Below are 17781 nucleotides of genomic sequence, written 5' to 3' on the forward strand. Positions count from 1 at the left end.
GGTCGAAGCGCATGCGCCGCAGGCGCGAGTCTCGACCGCTGAGACGCGAGACTCCCCGGGGCCGCGAACAGCCGCGAAGCGGCAAATCGAACGCAGCGCCCCATTCGATCTCAGTCGAGGTCGTCGTGACGCATGAGCTGACGTGCGGCTTCGGTCACCGAACCGGTCAGCGACGGGTACACCGAGAAGGTCTGCGCGAGATCGTTCACGGTCAGGTTGTTCTGCACCGCCATCGCGATCGGCAAGATCAATTCCGAGGCGATCGGGGCCACCACGACACCGCCGATCACCACACCCGTCGCGGGGCGGCAGAAGATCTTGACGAAACCCCTTCGCAGGCCCGACATCTTGGCGCGCGGGTTGGTGTTCAGCGGCAGCATCACCGTGCGCGCGGGCACCTCACCGTTATCGATCGCGGTCTGGCTGACACCGACCGTCGCGATCTCCGGACGGGTGAACACCGCGGAGGCCACCGTCTTCAACCGGATCGGGCTCACACCCTCGCCCAGCGCGTGATACATCGCGATCCGGCCCTGCATCGCGCCGACCGACGCCAGCGGCAGCAGACCGGTACAGTCGCCCGCCGCGTAGATGCCGGGCACCGAGGTGCGCGAAACCCGGTCCACCCGCAGGTAACCCCCGCGATCCAGCTCGATGCCGACCCGCTCCAGTCCGAGGTTTTCGGTATTCGGGGTGGAACCGACCGTCATCAGCGCGTGCGAACCGGTCACCGTGCGGCCGTCGGAGAGCTTCACCACGATGCCGTCGGCGGTGCGTTCCACCGCGTCGGCCCGGCCGTGCTTCACCAGCTCGACACCGCGCTCGGCGAGCGCGTCCTCCAGCACCAGGGCGGCGTCGGCGTCCTCGCCGGGCAGCACGCGATCACGGCTGGCCACCAACTTCACCTGCACACCCATTTCGGTGTACGCGGAGACGAATTCGGCGCCGGTGACACCGGAACCGACCACCACGAGCGTCTCCGGCAGCTCCTTCAGGTCGTAGAGCTGGCGCCAGTTCAGAATGCGCTCGCCATCCGGTTCCGCGCCGGGCAGCACCCGCGGGCTCGCGCCGGTCGCGATCAGCACCACCTCGGCCTCCAGCGTCTGCTCGACGCCGGTGGCCAGCTTGGCCAGCACCCGATGCGCCGCCAAACCCATGGCCGGATCGATCAATTCGCCGCGGCCCTGCAGGATCTGCACGCCAGCCGCCTGCAGTTTGGAGCGGATATCGGAGGACTGCGCCAGCGCCAACTCCTTGACGCGCGCATTCACCTCGCCCAGCTGGATCTCGGCATTGCTGGGATCGAGGTTGATGCCGAGGCCGCGGGCGCGGCGCAGATCGGTGCGCACGCCGGTCGAGGCGATGAACGTCTTGGACGGGACGCAGTCCCACAACACGCACGCGCCGCCGATGCCGTCGCAGTCGATCAATGTCACCGAGGCGCCGTGCTGGGATGCCACCAGCGCCGCCTCGTAACCGGCCGGTCCGCCACCGATGATCGCAATGCGGGTCATGGATACCTCCGCTCCGAGCAGATGAACCGGGATCTCCGGTGCAGTGCTAACCGTACTTGTGTGATGTGCCCCGCATTCGCCTGACGTGCTACTCGTCGGTCAGTTCGATACCCGCACATCACTCCACGGCGGACTATGGATATCGGGAACGCAAACACCGGCGGATATCGGCGCTCCTACAGCTTTATTGGCTAACCTTTCCTAGTGCCGATCTACGCCGCCTATGGGTCCAACATGGACTCGTCGCAAATGCTCGAGCGCTGCCCGCATTCGCCACTGGCCGGAACGGGGTGGCTCGAGGGTTGGCGGCTGACCTTTGCCGGCGACGACATCGGGTGGGAGGGGCCGCTGGCCACCGTCGTCGAGGATCCGGGCTCGCGGGTCTTCGTGGTGCTCTACGACGTATCCCCCGAGGACGAGCAGCGGCTCGACCGCTGGGAGGGCTCGGATTTCGGTATTCACAAGAAGATTCGGCTACGCGTCACCCGCAACCCCGGCGCCGACCCGGAGCCCACGCTCGCGTGGCTGTACGTGCTCGACGCTTACGAGGGCGGCCTGCCGTCTGCCAGGTACATCGGCGTCATCGCCGACGCCGCCGAAAAGGCGGGCGCACCGGAGGATTACGTGCACGCGCTGCGCACCAGGAACAGCCGCAATGTCGGCCCGGGCAACTTCCCCGGCTGAACAACAGATATGAAAGTGGCCGACCCGAATCCGGATCGGCCACTTCACTTTTCGCCGCGATCAGGCGTTGAGCACGATATTGCTCAGCACCCGGACGCCGACCGCGAGGGCCCGCTCGTCGATATCGAAGGTCGGCTGATGCAGATCAAGCTGCTCGCCGTGACCGGACCAGACGCCCAGCCGCGCCATCGCGCCCGGCACTTCCTCCAGATACCAGGAGAAGTCCTCACCACCGCTGGACTGCATGGTGTCGGCCAGCGCATCCGGGCCGAGCCGGCGAATCGCGTCCTCGAACATGCGGACCGCCTCCTCGTCGTTCACCACCGGTGGCACGCCGCGCTTGTAGTTCAACTGGTAGCGCACGCCCGTCGGGGCCAGCAGCCCGTCGACGATCTCGCGCACCATCGGCTCCAGCAGCGACCAGGTGGCGTGATCGCCGGTGCGGACGGTGCCGGTGAGCATGCCGGTCTGCGGAATCGCGTTGGGCGCCTTGCCCGCCGACACCGCGCCCCACACCATCACGGTGCTGGTGCGCGGATCGATCCGGCGGCTCAGCAGCCCGGGCAGCCCGGTGATCACGGTGCCGATCGCATAGACCAGATCGCTGGTCAGGTGCGGGCGGGAGGTGTGCCCGCCCGGCGAATCCAGCACCAGCTCAACGGTATCCGCCGCGGAGGTGATCGGCCCGACCCGGACGCCGATGCGGCCGACCTCCAGCCGAGGGTCGCAGTGCAGCGCGAAGATGCGCTCGACACCCTCCATCGCGCCGGTGGCCACCACATCGATGGCGCCGCCCGGCATCACCTCCTCGGCGGGCTGGAACACCAGCCGCACGCCGATCGGCAGCTCGTCGACCTCGCTCAGCGCGAGCGCGGTGCCGAGCAGGATGGCGGTGTGCGCATCGTGCCCGCACGCGTGCGAAACGCCGGGGACGGTGGAGGCGAAGCTCAGGCCGGTGAACTCCTGTAGCGGCAGCGCGTCCATATCGGCGCGCAGCCCGATCCGCGGACCGTCCGGCCCGATATCACAGATGAGGCCGGTGCCGCCCGGCAGGATCTGCGGCGTGAGCCCGGCCTTGGTGAGCCAGGCCGAGACCAATTCGGTGGTGCCGAACTCGGTGCGCGAGAGCTCCGGGTTGGCGTGAATGTGCCTGCGCCAGTGCACGAGATCCTCGGTGTGCTCGGCCAGCCATCGGTCGACCACCTCCGGACCGGATTCGATCCGGATCCCGTTGCGATCCTGTTCCCCTGTCCCCGCCGAACCCATGGTGCCCGATTCTCGGCGCACCCGGATCCCCCCGTGGCTCGGCTCCGCTGCCGCCACCGATCGGCCGGTAGTGCTCACCGAATGTCCTCCTGTCGTTGAACGAGCCGTTGCAACAACCTGTCCCTATGAACTTCATCGCGGGCGACGGTGATAGCGGTACGCGCGAGCGCGAACGCACCGTCGGTGACCGCGCGATCCGCCGAGGCGTTGACACATGCCTCGGCGAAGCCCGGTTGATGAGTAACCGCTCCGCCGGCATCAATGCCGATAACCGGATGTATGCCCGGAATCACGTTGGTGACATTGCCCATATCCGTGCTGCCAAGCGGACGCTGCCGCTCCAACTCGGGTGCGATCGGCACCCGGCCGAGGTCGACGATGTGCTCGCGATAGGCACACAGTAGTGCCGGATCCGGCGTGAGCTCGGTATATGTCGGCGCAACGGTGCGGATTTCGTGAGTGCAGCCGGTCGCCAGGGCACCCGCCGCGAAACAATCGAACGCTCGTCGCATCAGATCGTCGAGGGATGCGGAGTCGACTGCCCGTAGGTAATACAGCAGTTCCGCACGTCCGGGCACGATGTTGGGGGCTACGCCACCGTGGCCGACTATACCGTGAAGTTGCTGTCCAGGCTGAAGATGTTGACGCAGCAATCCCAGAGCAACCTGAGCGATGGTGACGGCGTCCCCGGCGTTGCGGCCCTCCTCGGGCGCGGCGCTGGCATGCGCCTCGCGGCCGTGGAACACGATGGACAGATCGGCCATGGCCAACGAATGCGCGCCGACGATGTCGAACGGGCCGGGATGCACCATCATCGCCATCGCGACATCGTCGAAGACGCCGCGCTCCAACATCAGCACCTTGCCGCCGCCGCTCTCCTCGGCGGGCGTGCCGAGCACCAGCACCGTCAGTCCGAGCGCGTCGGCGACCTCGGCGAGGCCGAGCGCCGCGCCGACCGAGGACGCGGCAATAATGTTGTGCCCGCAGGCATGTCCGATCTCGGGCAGCGCGTCGTACTCGGCGCAGATGCCGACGGTGAGCGGGCCGCTGCCGTAGCTGGCGCGGAACGCGGTCGGCAGGTCGGCCACGCCGGTCTCGATCTCGAAGCCGCGTTCGGCAAGGGGCGCAATGGTCTTCGCGACGCTGCGGGTCTCCTCGAACGCCAATTCCGGCTCGGCATGTATCGAATGGGAGAGGTCGATCAGTCGCGCCGCGGCCGCGGCGATGGCCCGATCCGAGATCTGTTCGGACGCAGCAGTGATCGCCCCGCCGGGTTCGTCATCGGTGCCGCTGCGCGCTGGTGGCATGGCACACAGTCTGGCACTACCTCGCGAATCGGGCGCACCCGGTCGACCGCGGACCAGTCGGTAATCGCAGCCGGCGAACAGTCAGCACAGCCCGGACGTCACCCGGCGGCGAAGGCCAGATTCTCCGGCGTCGTCGCGACCGCGAGGCCCGCCAGCGCCTTCGCATGCAGGGCGCGCTTGATCACCGGCAGATTCGGCTTGCGGTTGCCGACCAGTGCCGCGGCGCGCGCCACCGCGGCGGACAGCAACGCCTCGGCATCGGCCTTGTCGTCGACGATGCCCGCGGCGATCGCCTCATCGGCCGGGTAGCGGTGGCCGGTGGTCATCGCCTGCACGCAGACCTGATTGCTCAGCCGCTCGGTGAGCAGCGCGTTCATCCCGATCGTGAACGGCATGCCGAGGTGCACCTCGGGCAGGCACCAGAAACCGCGGTCCGCCCGCATCACCCGGAAATCGTGCGAGGTGGCCAGCATCGCGCCCGCACCGAAGGCGTGCCCGTTGATCGCGGCGACCGTCGGCAGCGGGAATTGCAGCAGGCGGGTGTAGAGCGAATGCACGCGATCCAGGTAGCCGTGCATCTCGCCGAGATTGCCGAACAGCCAGTCGGTGTCGAGACCGTTGCTGTAGAACTTGCCGGTCGCGGTGGTCACCAGCGCGGCAGGCCCCTCCGACGCCTCCACCTTGTCCAGCAGACCGTGGAATTCGTCGATCCAGTCGGGGTGGAAGCGGTTCTCGCTGTCGGTCTGTCCCTCGCTGCCGAGGTAGACGACGAACACATCCCCATCACGCTCCAGATACGGCATGCGTGCAGCGTAGCCGGTACGTCCCCGCATGCCTACTCACGGGTAGCCAGGCGTGCGGACCGCGTCGCCGGGCGGAATCCGAGACCGGCGCAACCAAGACGGGGGCGAGTCCTGCGAGCGACATTCGCGGCGCCGGAGATCGAATACACCACATAGACTCAGCGCATGCTTGCAGAGCAGGCCGCTGAGGCTATCGCCGAACGTACGGGAGTGCCGCGTCACAGGGTCGCGGTGGTGCTGGGATCGGGCTGGCAGGAGGCGGCCGCGGAAATCGGCACGCCGACCGCCTCGGTGCCGATGCCGGACCTACCCGGATTCGGCACCCCGAGCGCACAGGGTCACGTCGGGATGGTGCACTCGGTATCCGTCGGCGAAACGCCGGTGTTGCTGCTGATGGGGCGCCAGCACCTCTACGAGGGCTACCAGCCCGCGGAGGTGGTGCACCCGGTGTCGGCGGCGATCGCGGCGGGCGCCGAGATCGTGGTGCTCACCAATGCGGCGGGCGGTATCCGGGACGGCCTTTCGGTCGGTGAGCCGGTGCTGATCAGCGACCACATCAACCTCACCGCGCGCACCCCGCTCACCGGCGCGACCTTCGTCGACCTGGTCGACGCCTGGGATCCCGAATTACGCGCGCTGGCAAGGGAAATCGAACCGGCGCTGACCGAGGGCGTCTACGCGGGACTGACCGGCCCGCAGTACGAGACGCCCGCCGAGATCCGGATGCTGCGCACCATGGGCGCGGATCTGGTCGGCATGTCGACGGTGCTGGAGGCGATCGCCGCCCGCGCGCTCGGCGCACGGGTGCTCGGCATCTCGCTGGTCACCAACCTGGCCGCGGGTGTCACCGGGGCGCATCTCTCGCATGCCGAGGTGCTCGCCGAAGGCCATGCCGCCGCACCGCGTTTGGGCAAACTGCTGCGCGGCGTGGTGGAACGGATCTAGATGCTGCGCTTCGGCACCGCGGGGCTGCGCGGCCCGCTTCAGGACGGCCCCGACGGAATGAATACCGACACCGTCGGCCGGGCGACCGCCGGACTTGTCGACTGGCTGCGCGGACGCTGCCTCGGCGGCGGCCGGGTCGTCGTCGGCAGGGACGCACGCCACGGCTCGGCCGAATTCGCCACGGTTACCGCGGAAATCTTTGCCGCGGCGGGCTTTCCGGTGACGCTGCTGCCCCGCCCGCTGCCCACTCCGGTGGTCGCGTACGCGGTGCGCGAGCTGGGCGCGGTGGCCGGGGTGCAGATCACCGCATCGCACAATCCGGCCACCGACAACGGCTACAAGGTGTACCTCGACGGCGGATCCCAGCTGATCGCGCCCGCGGATACCGAGATCGAGCGCTGCATCGACGCGGTGCGCGAGCCGTTTGCCCGCACGCCGGTCGAGCCGTCCGATGACGCACTGCCGCAACAGTATCTGGCCCGCGTCGGCGAGCTGCCCGTGCTCATCGGCGGGCCCGGCGCCCGCGCCCCCATCCGGATCGCCTTGACCCCCATGCATGGCGTCGGCGGTGAGGTGGCGCTGGAAGCCCTTGCCGCTGCAGGTTTTTCGGATGTTCACGTCGTTCGCGAGCAATTCGCGCCCGATCCGGACTTCCCCACCGTCGCATTCCCGAATCCGGAGGAGCCGGGCGCCACCGATCTGCTGCTCGCCCTCGCCGAACGGATCGATGCCGATATCGCGATCGCACTCGATCCGGACGCCGACCGGTGCGCCGTCGGCGTGCCAGGTCCGGACGGCTGGCGGGTGCTGCGCGGCGACGAAACCGGCGTGCTGCTGGCCGACTGTGTGCTGCGCACCGCGACCCCGAACGCGTTGGTGGCCACCACGATCGTCTCCTCCCGCCTGCTTTCGAAGCTCGCGCCGGCGCGCGGCGCCCGCTACGCCGAAACCCTGACCGGCTTCAAATGGCTGGCCCGCGCGGGCGACGGCCTGGTCTACGCGTACGAGGAGGCGCTCGGCCACTGCGTCGACCCGTCCCGGGTGCGCGACAAGGACGGCATCTCCGCCGCGGTGCTCGCCGCCGACCTGGTGGCCCGGCTGAAGTCCGAAGGCCGCACCCTGATCGACGAATTAGCGGACTATGCGGTCGAATTCGGTCTGCACGCCACCGACCAGGTGGCGCTGCGGCTCGCCGATCCGGCCGCCGCGGCCGCGGTCGTCGCCCAGTTGCGCGCCGCCGCGCCCGGCGAAATCGCCGGTGAGCCGGTCAAATACACCGACCTCGCCCAGGCCAGGGGCCGAATGCGCACCGACGCACTGATTTTCGACGGCGCCAACACCCGCATCGTCATCCGGCCGTCCGGCACCGAGCCGAAACTCAAGTGCTACCTGGAGGTGGTCGAACCCGTCGCCGAACGTGCGGCCCTGCCGCAGGCCGAAGCCGCTGCCGCGCAAAACCTTTCCCGGCTGCGGGAGTTCTGCGCCACGCTCGCCGACGGATCGGCGCGGCGGGATTAGCGCACCGGTAGCGGGAACACTCGGGGCTTGCGCACGCATCGCGGCTTCCTAGACTGGCTGCGAACGCGTCGACCGAGAGAAGGCCCCCATGCGTAAGTCACTGTGGCTCACCGGATTCGGCGTAGCCGCCGTCCTCGCCTCCGCGGGCCCCGCCGCGGCCGCGCCGGCCATCATGGACCATGACGGCACCTACGTCGTCGGCACCGACATCACGCCGGGCGACTACGTCACCTATTCGGCCACCGGATCCTGCGTCTGGGCGCGGCTCACCTCCTACGGCGACGTGCTGGAGAGCGGCAACGGCGGATCCGGCACCCAGCGCATTCGCATCGCGGCCGGTGACGGCGCCTTCTCCAGCACCGGCTGCGGCGTCTGGCGCACCGAGAACGCCAACCGCACCGGATCGGGCACCGGTTCAGCAGGCTCCTGAGCCTGCGAATTGCCCTCAGCGCGGCCCGAATTGGCGATCGCCCGCATCGCCGAGACCTGGGACGATATAGGCGTTCTCGTTCAGCCCGGCGTCTACCGTCGCGGTGACCAGGCGCAACGGAAGTCCCGACTTCTCCAGCGCGGCAATGCCTTCCGGCGCGGCGACGACGCAGACGGCGGTGATGTCGGTGGCGCCGCGGGCGGCGAGCAGTTCCAGGGTGTGCCGCATCGAACCGCCGGTGGCGAGCATCGGGTCGAGGACGAAGACCGGCAGGCCGGTCAGGTCGTCGGGCAGCGATTCCATATACGGCACCGGCTGGTGGGTCCGCTCGTCGCGGGCGATGCCGACGAATCCGACCCTGGCGTCCGGGATGAGCTCCGCCGCCGCGTCCACCATGCCGAGCCCCGCCCGCAGCACCGGAACCAGCAGCGGCGGTGCGGCCAGCCGCACCCCCTCGGTGACGGCCACCGGCGTCGTCACCTCGAAGCGGGTCACCGGCGCCTCGCGCAGCGCCTCGTAGACCAGGATCCCGGTGAGATCGCGCAGCGCGGCGCGGAAAGCCGGGTTGTCGGTGCGGGCGTCCCGCATGGTGGTGAGCAGGGCGGCGGCGAGCGGATGAGCCACGGTGTCGGTGCGCATGAGGGAACGATAAGGTCGGTTCAGGTCGGCCGCCGAACCTCACCGATCTTTTTTCGTACGGGCGGGAACCGATCCGGAACGGGACGCGTCGAACTCAGTGAATGACGTACTCTGCCTGGGAAACAACAGATGGGGGAAGTTCTGATGCGAAAGATGTCGGCGGATACCGATGGCATCGCCGCCTACGCCGCGAGCGCGGCGACGATGTCCGGGGATATGGCCGCGATCGCCGCGAATGCCGCGGGCTCGGATCCCCTGCTGCTCGCTCCGGTCTTCGGGCTGATCGGCGGCGATTTCCTGGCGGCGTACGCCGCGACGCACGCGGGTCACGTCGCCGCGATCGGCCAGCTGTCCGCGGTGCTCGGCAGCATCGGCGGCGCGGCGACCACGGCGGCCACCGTGCTCACCGAGGGTGACCACAGCCGCGCCGAGGGCTTCCAGTCCGCCAGCAAGGAGCTGGGTGCGTGACAGCCGTTATCGATATCAGCCTGCTCGTCAAACCGCTGACCGATCTGCTGGCCAGCTTCGGCACCGGTGTGCTGACCGCCAGCGGCCCCGCCGACTCGCTGCGCGCCACGTCAAGCGCCGTCGACCAGGTGCACGCCGCGGGCCGCGACAGCATCAACAACATGAGCTCGGCATGGGACGGCGTCGCCGCCGACGCCGCCACCTCGAAGGCGCTGCGGGTGCAGACCTCCGCCGCCACCATCTCCGACCGCGGCAACGATATGGCAACCATCGTCGGCCAGGCCGCGACCGAGATCGAGGCGGGCAAGAAGGAGCTGTCCACCATCGTGCAGTCCTTCGTCGACGACGCGACGAAGCTGGCGCCGACGCTCACGACGCCCGCGGGTCTTTCGCTGCTCGTCGGCTCCGCGATCGACCACATCCAGCAGGGCGTCAAGGTGGTCGACAAGGTGCAGAGCGAGCTCAGCACGCATACCACCGCGATGAGCGAGCTCACCCCGCCGCCGTCCACCTCGCTGGCGAGCACGGTGGCCTCCGGCGTTCAGTCCGCCGCGAGCAGCGTCTCCAGTTCCGGTCTGCAGCAGCTGGTTTCGACCGGGACGGGTCTGCTCGGCACCGGGACATCCGCGCTCAGCGGGCTGATGAAGACGGCATCCACCTCGACGGTGCCCGCCTCGACCACGTCGGCGGGCACGCCAACCAAAACCGACAGCCCGACCACCCAGACCGATACCGGCCAGGGCGTCAAGATCAAACTGCCCGACGGCAGCGAGGTCACCGCGCCCAACGAGAAGGCGGCCACCGCGGTGCGCACGGCGCTGAAGGCGGTCGGCACGCCCTACGTCTGGGGCGGCAACACCCCGGGCGTCGGCCTCGACTGCAGCGGTCTCACCAAGAGCTCGTACGAGGCGGCGGGCATCGAGCTGCCCCGGCTGGCCGACCAGCAAGCTGTCGGCAGCCGGGTCTCCCCCGGCGATCTCATGCCCGGCGATCTAGCGGTCTGGGACGGGCACGTCGCGATGGTCGTCGGCAACGGAAAGATGATCGAGGCGGGCGATCCGGTCTCGATCACCGCGATTCGAACGGAGAACATCGGTATGCAGTTCAACGGCTTCTACAGGCCGACGGCATGACCAATTCACAGGTACCCAGCGTCCCGAACGTCACGGTGGCGGGCAGCACCAACCGCTCCGGCACCATCTCGGTGCGCGCCACCGACCAGGGCATGCCGGTGGAAATCAAATTCGAGCGCAGCGAATACCGTTACGGCGCACAGTCTCTGGCCAACGAGATCCTCCGACTCACCAAGCGTTCCACCCTCGTCGCCAAGGCGCGCCGCCGCGAGGTGCTCGCCGAGGCGGGCCTGCCGGACGACATTCTCGACAAACTCGGCCTGCCCACCCGGCAGGCCGCGGTCGACGAACTGGACCGCCTGGACGACGCGGATACGGGACCGACGAGCTGGATGAGGCCGGTTTAACACATGAGCGAACGAATCATCGGCACAGCCGCCCCGGCGAGCGTCGGCGAGGTGGAATTATGAGCGCTGAAATGGACGCGCTGGTCGCCAATGCGACCGCGAAGCTGGAGGCGCTCGAGGCCGCGCTGTACGGCCTCAAGCAGGTGCGCGGCCGGTTCACCACCGAGGACGGCATGGTCAGCGCCGAGGTGGACAGCGACGGCGCGCTGGTCGCGCTCACCCTCTCGGAGGCGGTCACCTCGGTGCCACCGGCGGAGGTCGGCCAACTCATCGTGTGGGCCTGTCGTCAGGCATCCGAGGACGCCGGCGCCCAACGCTCGAAGGTCGTTGCGACACTGAACGAGTCGTTCGTACCCACCGGACAGGACGCGCCGGGCAGGGTTGGGGGCGGGCCGGATAGTGCCTGAGGCCGAAGCTCGATAGGCTTCCGCTCATGGCTTCTGGAGACATCGTCCCGATCGAGCTCGGCCTGACCGACGGCGATCTCGTCACCCTGTGGGCTCCGCGTTGGCGGGACGGTGACGACGAATGGGAAGCGTTCCTCGGACACGAGGACGCCCTCTACGGTTTCGAGTCGGTGGCCGAGCTGGCCGCCTTCATTCGAACCAACTCCGACAACGACCTCGTCGACCATCCGGCCTGGCAGGTGGTGGCCGGGCTGTCCGCGGTGGAACTGGAGCCGGAGGAGAACTTCACCTTCGACCTGGTCGCCGTTCCGGAGCTGGCGGCCGGCGATCCGGACGTCGACACCATCGCCGAGCTGGAGGACACCCTCGGCATGGTGCGCAATATCGGTGAGGTCTGCGAGCTGGAGACGGTCACCAAGTTCTTCGGATCGCATCCGGTGCTCGGCGCGCTGCCCGGCGGGGTGAGCGCATTCGTCGGCCGGGATGGCGAGGAGCTCTGGGATCAGATCGGCGCCGCCATCGCCAAGGACTGGGACGCCGTGCTCGACGCCATCGACTCGGTGGTGCGGACCCCCGAGGTGGATGCCGAGGCGGTCGCGGTGGCCGAGGCCGAGCTGCTGGCCGCCGAGGAGAACGTGGTCGACGCCGACGACGCCGCGGAAGCCGACGAGGAGGAGTTCGAGCCCGTCGACCTGGATGAGGACGACGAAGACGATGAGGACGGCGACGAGGACGAGGACGAGTCGTTCTGGCACGAGGTCGGCATCGACCCGGTGAAGATCGTCACCGCCGACGGCAGCTACTTCACGCTGCGCTGTTACCTCGACGACGAGCCGATCTTCCTGGGCCGCAAGGGTTTGATCACCGTTTTCGATTCCGAGCGCGCGCTGGCCCGCTACCTGGCCGACGATCACGACCACGATCTGGCCCGGGTGAGCACCTACTCCGATGTGCAGACCGCGGCGGTCGACGGATCGCTCGAGGTCGAGGTGACGGACGAAAACGTCTATGTCATACCGGGTTTGGCCGACGATCTGGCCGAGGGCCCGGAGGCGGTGGATATCGAACAGCTCGACCTCGCCGTCGAATTGTTCACCGACGCGGCCGATTACGCGGACGACGACAGCGTCGAGCAGGCGCTGGCCCAGTCCACCCCGCTCGGCTGGTATGTCTCCTACCTGCTGAACCCGGACCCGAACCGGCTCGCGCCGAATCCGCCGTTCGCCGCCGAGGCGCAGGCGTGGCGGGAGCTGGAGCACGCGTTCGAAAGCAGGCTCGAGCACAAGTAAGGAGCGCTGGGCCCGGCAGCACCCATCGGGCACGGCGAGTTACCGGTGCGTGCACCGATGACGCTGCGGCACTTGGTAACTCATCAGGCGGGGGACATCCGGATCCAGATCTGTTCGGCGCGGCCGAGCAGCCGGTCGTCGGAGCCGTATACGGCGCTCGACGCGTAGCTCTTACGGCCCTGGTCGCCGTGCTCCTCCCCCACCACCACGCAGGGTTCGCCGACCGCGGGCAGGTCGTACACGGTGGCCGTCATCGAGCCGAGCAGCGCGGGGCGCACCTGCATGTCGGACAGCGCCCAACCGCCCGGGCAATCCAGGGCGGCCCAGAGCAGCGGGTTATCGATGGTCAGCGAATCGTCCGGCGTCCACGGGGTCGCCACCAAACCGGCGCGGATCGGGCCGGGTTCGAGCCGCAACCCGTCCGGACGCGCGGTGCCGCAGGCGAAGCACCGGGAGAACACCTCGTTCGTCTGATACGCCTTGCTCGCGGCCATCGCGTCGGCGTGCGAGACCACCTGTGGCACATCGCGTTCGAATCCACCCGTGCGCGATTCGGCCAGCAGCGTGGGTCCGTCATAGAGATTTCCGGCACGCACCTGCAGCGGCTTGTCGAGCGGCGGCGGACTGCGCAGCACCACCGTCACCACGGGTTCTTCCCGCAGTCCCGCGACCAGTCCGGACACGTAGCCGCCCTGCCCGGAGTCGGGCGGGCCGTTGAACCGGCGTGGTATCTGGATAGTCGTCATGTCGAACACGCTAGCGGGCGGGCGAACCGGTCTGGCACGAGGTACGCGAGTGCCTCGCACACGAACTCGGCGAACCCGCACGGCGCCCATCCGCCAACGGGGGCAACGGATTACGACCCGCTGCCCCCATCATCAGAAATCAGCCGCGCGGCAGGGTATTTCAGCCGAGCAGTACGGCGTAACCCGGCTTGATGATGTCGTCGATGATGCGCAGTCGCTCCGGGAACGGAATGAACGCCGACTTCATCGCGTTGATGGTGAACCGCTCCAGATCACTCCAGCCGTAGCCGAAAGTCTCGACCAGCTTCAGCATTTCGCGGCTCATGCTGGTGTCGCTCATCAGGCGGTTGTCGGTGTTGACGGTGACGCGGAAGCGCAGGCGGGCCAGCAGGTCGAACGGGTGCTTGTCCAGCGAGGGCACCGCACCGGTCTGCACATTCGACGACGGACACAGCTCGAGCGGAATTCGCATGTCCCGCACGTAATTCGCGACCAGGCCGAGCTGTGCGTCCTCGATCGCACCCGGCACGTTGATATCGTCGGTGATGCGGACGCCGTGGCCGAGCCGGTCGCAGCCGCAGTAGGCCAGCGCCTCGTGGATGGACGGCAGGCCGAACGCCTCACCGGCGTGAATCGTGAAGTGCGCGTGGTTGGCCCGCATGTATTCGAAGGCGTCCAGGTGGCGGGTGGGCGGGAATCCGGCCTCCGCACCCGCGATATCGAATCCGCCGACGCCCGCATCGCGGAAACGCACCGCCAATTCGGCGATTTCGCGCGAACGGGCGGCATGCCGCATCGCCGTGAGCAGGCAGGTGATCACGATCGGACGACCCGCCTCGGCCGCGGCGGCCGTGCCTTCGCGGAAACCGGCCAGCGTATGCTCGACCACCTCGTCCAGCGTGAGACCGCGCTCGAGGTGCTGCTCCGGCGCGAAACGCACCTCGGCGTACACCACACCGTCCGCGGCCAGGTCCTCGGCGCATTCGCGGGCGACCCGGCGCAGACCCTCGGGTGTCTGCATCACCGCGACGGTGTGCGCGAAGGTTTCCAGATAGAGTTCGAGCGATCCGCTGTCGGCCGCGTCCCGGAACCATGCGGCCAGGGCGGCCTCGTCGGTGGCGGGTAGCTGGTCGTAACCGCAATCGGCGGCGAGCTCCAGTACGGTCGCGGGCCGCAGACCACCGTCGAGGTGGTCGTGCAGCAGGGCCTTGGGAGCTTGGCGGATCGAGGCAAGGGTAAGTGGCATCGGTCCTGTCATGTACACACGTTAGCCGCCGCGCGGCCCACAGACAGCGCAGTTGCGACGTGGCAACGATCTCTTCGCCCTGTGGACACGGCCGCGCTCACAACCCGATACGAAAGTCCCTGGTCAGTGACACCGGTCGCGCCCAGCCGGTGTGATCGGGGCCGCTGATCACCGCCCGATGTGACGACGCTCGGCCGGTCGGCGCGCTCGGCCGAGCTCGAGAAACGAAATGCGTTCCACCGCTTGAATATTTACGCGACAGGGCCGAATTACCGGTGAACCCTATCCGGTTTCAGGCCTCGACGCGGTCCAAGATGAGCGCAGCGGGCGGCACCGTCGCGTCCGGCTCGAGTACGGCGGCCGACCGCAGCGCATCCGATGCGCCGGGAAAGGCCTCCGGAGTATCGGTGTGCAGCGTGAACAGCGGCTGCCCGGCAACGATGGAATCGCCTGGCCTGACATGTATTTCGACACCGGCACCGGCCTGCACCGGGTCGCCCTGCCGCGCCCGGCCCGCACCGAGCCGCCAGGCCGCGATGCCAACCGGCATGGCGTCGAGCCGGGTCAGCACGCCATCCTGTTCCGCCCGAACGATTTCGGTATGCCTGGCGCGCGGCAGCGGCGCGTCCGGGTCACCGCCCTGCGCGCGAACCATTGCGCGCCAATGATCCATCGCGCGCCCGTCGGCCAGCGCCTTGGCGGGATCCACGTCGAGCCCGGCCAGCGCGACCATCTCGCGGGCCAGCGCCAGGGTCAGCTCGACGACGTCGGCCGGGCCGCCGCCCGCCAGCACCTCCACCGACTCGGCGACCTCCAGCGCATTGCCCGCGGTGCGGCCGAGCGGGGTATCCATCGCCGTCAGCAGCGCGACCGTGCGAACACCGGCGTCGGTGCCCAATTCGACCATGGCCCTTGCCAATTCGCGTGCGCCGTCGAAGGTCTTGAGGAAGGCGCCCGAGCCCACCTTCACGTCGAGCACCAGCGCCGCCGTGCCCTCCGCGATCTTCTTGCTCATGATCGAACTGGCGATCAGCGGAATGGATTCCACGGTTCCGGTGACATCGCGCAGCGCGTACAGCCGCTTGTCCGCGGGTGCCAGATCCGCACCGGCCGCACAGATCACGCCGCCGATTCCGGGATCCGCCAATATTTCTCGCATCCGTGATACCGAAACATCGGCCCGCCAACCGGGAATCGACTCCAGTTTGTCCAAAGTGCCGCCGGTGTGGCCCAATCCGCGTCCGGACAGCTGCGGCACCGCAGCGCCGCACGCTGCGACCAGCGGTGCGAGCGGCAGCGTTATCTTGTCGCCGACCCCGCCGGTCGAATGTTTGTCGACGGTCGGCCGCGGCAGGTCGGTGAAATCCATTCGGCGGCCCGAGCCGATCATCGCGGCGGTCCAGCGCGCGGTCTCGCGCCGCGTCATACCGCGCAGCACGATGGCCATCGCCAGCGCCGCCATCTGCTCGTCGGCGACCCGGCCATTGGTGAAACCGTCGATAACCCAATCGATCTGGGCGTCCGACAGCTCACCGCCGTCCCGCTTCGCCGTGATGATCGAAACCGCGTCCAATGCCGTCACACGGCAAGTCTGGCACGGACTCGCGTAAAGACCTTGGTAGTTGTCGGTGGGCTCCGATAGCCTCCCCGCATCAGTTCGTTCGATCTAGGGGTTTGGGGGTTTGGCATGACAATTGCGAATCTGGAACGACGGGTCACGAACCTGGAGACTCGGGTTGTGGATATCGAGGAAACTTTCGGTGAGGCTCAGCTCAAGCTGCGGCGAAGGGTCATCGGGCTGGAGATCTGGGCGGGCCGAGCTACCGATCTGTTACATACCGTGAGCAGGAACCAGATCGCGATGATGGAACATTTCGGCATTCCACATACGCCGACATCCGAAGTCTCGATGGCTACCGAGGCCGAGATCGACGCGGCGATCGAAGCGGAAGACTGAGGTGCCGCCGATGACGCGCACACCGATCGAAGACCGCCTCGGTATGTTGGAAATTCGGGTCGCGGATATCGAAGAGCGCTCCGGGGCGGCGCGGCTCAGAATCGAACGAGACCTGCGCAAGGTCTCGATCTTCGTGGAGCGAGTTGCGGACCAGCAGACCACCATCGGTCAGGGCGTCGCGCTGATGATGGAGCGAATGGGCATTCCGCCCATTGATGTCTACGAGCTCGAGATGCCGAGCGACGCAGAGACCGACGCCTTGCTCGAAGCGGATTGCTGAGGTGTCGCCGATGACATCCACACCGATGGAGCGCCGCTTCGGCAGCCTCGAAACTCGTGTCACCGATATCGAGGATCTCACCGACGAGTCGCTGTGCGCATTGGTTCGCGAAACGCGCGAACTCAGGCGCATGCACGGGCGCATCGCCGACGGCCTGAACCACGTGGGCCACGGCATGGCACTGATAATGGAACGGATGGGCCTGAAGCCGATCGACCTCCCTGTCGTCACGATGCCAACCGACGCGGAGGTCGACGCGATCTCGGCGATCGAGCGGTAAACCCGACCGATTCGGCTGCCGCCACAGCCGAATCGCCATCAAACCTGCCCGGCGGCAAGGTGCTCCGGGCCGAAGGCATCCGGCAGCAGCGCACCGAGCGCAACGGGTCCGGTCGCGTGGTCGACGAGGAGTTCGGGGCCGCCGTGTTCGTAGAGGACCTGTCGGCAGCGTCCACAGGGCAACAGAATTTCGCCGCGGGAATCGGTGACCGCGATGGCGCGCAGACGCCCTCCGCCGCCGGAAATCAAGTTACCGACGAGTACGGTTTCGGCGCAGATGCCCAAACCATATGAGACATTCTCCACATTGCACCCGAGCACGATGCAGCCATCCACACCGAGCGCCGCGGCGCCGACCGGAAACCGCGAGTACGGCGCATAGGCATTGCGCATAACTTGAATAGCATTGTCGCGCAACAAATTCCAGTCGATTTCCGACATCGGACACCTCCCGTGTACGCAGACCAACCTACCGGTTGGCCGACTACCGGGCGCGCCATTTCGCATAAAGAAAGGCAAACCT

At 68.0% G+C, this 17781-nt stretch carries 21 protein-coding genes; 12 read left to right on the top strand and 9 right to left on the bottom strand.

Features of this window, described 5'->3' with window-relative positions:
• Nucleotides 1-110: 110 nt before the first annotated feature.
• Nucleotides 111-1514 carry an NAD(P)H-quinone dehydrogenase gene (locus LGY53_RS36195; protein ID WP_225731212.1) on the bottom strand — a complete coding sequence of 468 codons (1404 nt, stop codon included), beginning with the start codon at nucleotides 1512-1514 and terminating at the stop codon, nucleotides 111-113.
• Nucleotides 1515-1718: 204 nt separating this feature from the next.
• Between LGY53_RS36195 and LGY53_RS36200 the strand changes: the two genes are divergently transcribed.
• A complete protein-coding gene (locus LGY53_RS36200) occupies nucleotides 1719-2198 on the top strand; it encodes a gamma-glutamylcyclotransferase (protein WP_167472356.1) in 480 nt (159 codons plus the stop codon).
• A 60-nt stretch (nucleotides 2199-2258) separates the two neighbouring features.
• Here the strand turns inward: LGY53_RS36200 and LGY53_RS36205 are convergent, their stop codons facing one another.
• From LGY53_RS36205 to LGY53_RS36215, 3 genes are all read right to left on the bottom strand, one after another.
• Nucleotides 2259-3464: a M20 family metallopeptidase gene (locus LGY53_RS36205; RefSeq protein WP_225731322.1), complete on the bottom strand. Its 1206-nt coding sequence runs from the start codon at nucleotides 3462-3464 to the stop codon at nucleotides 2259-2261.
• A 74-nt stretch (nucleotides 3465-3538) separates the two neighbouring features.
• A complete protein-coding gene (locus tag LGY53_RS36210; RefSeq protein ID WP_225731213.1) occupies nucleotides 3539-4771 on the bottom strand; it encodes a M20 family metallopeptidase in 1233 nt (410 codons plus the stop codon).
• A gap of 98 nt (nucleotides 4772-4869) precedes the next feature.
• Nucleotides 4870-5574 (bottom strand): enoyl-CoA hydratase-related protein, encoded by a 705-nt coding sequence (locus LGY53_RS36215; protein WP_225731214.1) that lies wholly within the window; start codon nucleotides 5572-5574, stop codon nucleotides 4870-4872.
• Between the two features lie 165 nt (nucleotides 5575-5739).
• Here LGY53_RS36215 and LGY53_RS36220 point away from each other — a divergent pair, with 165 nt between their 5' ends.
• The 3 genes from LGY53_RS36220 to LGY53_RS36230 all read left to right on the top strand — a co-directional run bounded on the left by LGY53_RS36220 (nucleotide 5740) and on the right by LGY53_RS36230 (nucleotide 8467).
• On the top strand, nucleotides 5740-6519 hold the full coding sequence (locus LGY53_RS36220; RefSeq protein ID WP_225731215.1) for a purine-nucleoside phosphorylase: 780 nt from the start codon (nucleotides 5740-5742) through the stop codon (nucleotides 6517-6519).
• The gene (locus LGY53_RS36225; RefSeq protein WP_225731216.1) at nucleotides 6520-8037 is read left to right on the top strand and encodes a phospho-sugar mutase; all 1518 of its coding nucleotides are present in this window, start codon (nucleotides 6520-6522) and stop codon (nucleotides 8035-8037) included.
• Nucleotides 8038-8125: 88 nt separating this feature from the next.
• Nucleotides 8126-8467 (top strand): hypothetical protein, encoded by a 342-nt coding sequence (locus tag LGY53_RS36230; RefSeq protein WP_225731217.1) that lies wholly within the window; start codon nucleotides 8126-8128, stop codon nucleotides 8465-8467.
• A gap of 15 nt (nucleotides 8468-8482) precedes the next feature.
• On the opposite strand, the gene upp is transcribed toward LGY53_RS36230, so the two are convergent.
• The gene (gene upp, locus LGY53_RS36235) at nucleotides 8483-9106 is read right to left on the bottom strand and encodes a uracil phosphoribosyltransferase (protein ID WP_225731218.1); all 624 of its coding nucleotides are present in this window, start codon (nucleotides 9104-9106) and stop codon (nucleotides 8483-8485) included.
• A gap of 129 nt (nucleotides 9107-9235) precedes the next feature.
• On the opposite strand from upp, the gene LGY53_RS36240 reads away from it, so the two are divergent.
• Genes LGY53_RS36240 through LGY53_RS36260 form a run of 5 tightly spaced genes read left to right on the top strand, consistent with a single transcriptional unit; the run spans nucleotide 9236 to nucleotide 12750 of the window.
• Entirely contained in the window at nucleotides 9236-9574 is a 339-nt protein-coding gene (locus tag LGY53_RS36240; RefSeq protein WP_225731219.1) for a hypothetical protein, read from the top strand.
• Nucleotides 9571-10707, top strand: coding sequence for an NlpC/P60 family protein (locus tag LGY53_RS36245; protein WP_225731220.1), 1137 nt, complete (start codon nucleotides 9571-9573; stop codon nucleotides 10705-10707). The genes LGY53_RS36240 and LGY53_RS36245 overlap by 4 nt, the downstream gene beginning before the upstream one ends.
• On the top strand, nucleotides 10704-11054 hold the full coding sequence (locus tag LGY53_RS36250) for a hypothetical protein (protein WP_167472349.1): 351 nt from the start codon (nucleotides 10704-10706) through the stop codon (nucleotides 11052-11054). Before LGY53_RS36245 ends, LGY53_RS36250 begins: the two co-directional genes overlap by 4 nt.
• Before the next feature lie 59 nt (nucleotides 11055-11113).
• Nucleotides 11114-11461 (top strand): YbaB/EbfC family nucleoid-associated protein, encoded by a 348-nt coding sequence (locus tag LGY53_RS36255; RefSeq protein ID WP_225731221.1) that lies wholly within the window; start codon nucleotides 11114-11116, stop codon nucleotides 11459-11461.
• Between the two features lie 26 nt (nucleotides 11462-11487).
• Nucleotides 11488-12750: a primosomal protein gene (locus LGY53_RS36260; RefSeq protein WP_225731222.1), complete on the top strand. Its 1263-nt coding sequence runs from the start codon at nucleotides 11488-11490 to the stop codon at nucleotides 12748-12750.
• An 83-nt stretch (nucleotides 12751-12833) separates the two neighbouring features.
• Here the strand turns inward: LGY53_RS36260 and LGY53_RS36265 are convergent, their stop codons facing one another.
• The 3 genes from LGY53_RS36265 to LGY53_RS36275 form a co-directional block, all read right to left on the bottom strand.
• On the bottom strand, nucleotides 12834-13496 hold the full coding sequence (locus LGY53_RS36265; protein WP_225731223.1) for a hypothetical protein: 663 nt from the start codon (nucleotides 13494-13496) through the stop codon (nucleotides 12834-12836).
• 160 nt (nucleotides 13497-13656) lie between these two features.
• Entirely contained in the window at nucleotides 13657-14754 is a 1098-nt protein-coding gene (locus tag LGY53_RS36270; protein WP_167472345.1) for an adenosine deaminase, read from the bottom strand.
• A gap of 280 nt (nucleotides 14755-15034) precedes the next feature.
• Nucleotides 15035-16324: a thymidine phosphorylase gene (locus tag LGY53_RS36275; RefSeq protein ID WP_225731224.1), complete on the bottom strand. Its 1290-nt coding sequence runs from the start codon at nucleotides 16322-16324 to the stop codon at nucleotides 15035-15037.
• Between the two features lie 156 nt (nucleotides 16325-16480).
• On the opposite strand from LGY53_RS36275, the gene LGY53_RS36280 reads away from it, so the two are divergent.
• From LGY53_RS36280 to LGY53_RS36290, 3 genes are read left to right on the top strand one after another with little or no spacing between them, the layout of a single operon-like run.
• Nucleotides 16481-16699 (top strand): hypothetical protein, encoded by a 219-nt coding sequence (locus LGY53_RS36280; protein ID WP_225731225.1) that lies wholly within the window; start codon nucleotides 16481-16483, stop codon nucleotides 16697-16699.
• Between the two features lie 10 nt (nucleotides 16700-16709).
• Entirely contained in the window at nucleotides 16710-16979 is a 270-nt protein-coding gene (locus LGY53_RS36285) for a hypothetical protein (protein WP_225731226.1), read from the top strand.
• 25 nt (nucleotides 16980-17004) lie between these two features.
• On the top strand, nucleotides 17005-17259 hold the full coding sequence (locus tag LGY53_RS36290) for a hypothetical protein (RefSeq protein WP_225731227.1): 255 nt from the start codon (nucleotides 17005-17007) through the stop codon (nucleotides 17257-17259).
• 38 nt (nucleotides 17260-17297) lie between these two features.
• On the opposite strand, the gene LGY53_RS36295 is transcribed toward LGY53_RS36290, so the two are convergent.
• Nucleotides 17298-17699 (bottom strand): cytidine deaminase, encoded by a 402-nt coding sequence (locus LGY53_RS36295; RefSeq protein WP_225731228.1) that lies wholly within the window; start codon nucleotides 17697-17699, stop codon nucleotides 17298-17300.
• Nucleotides 17700-17781 lie beyond the last annotated feature (82 nt).

It is taken from the genome of Nocardia sp. JCM 34519.1, assembly GCF_020361265.1.
GTDB classification, from domain to species: domain Bacteria; phylum Actinomycetota; class Actinomycetes; order Mycobacteriales; family Mycobacteriaceae; genus Nocardia; species Nocardia arthritidis_A.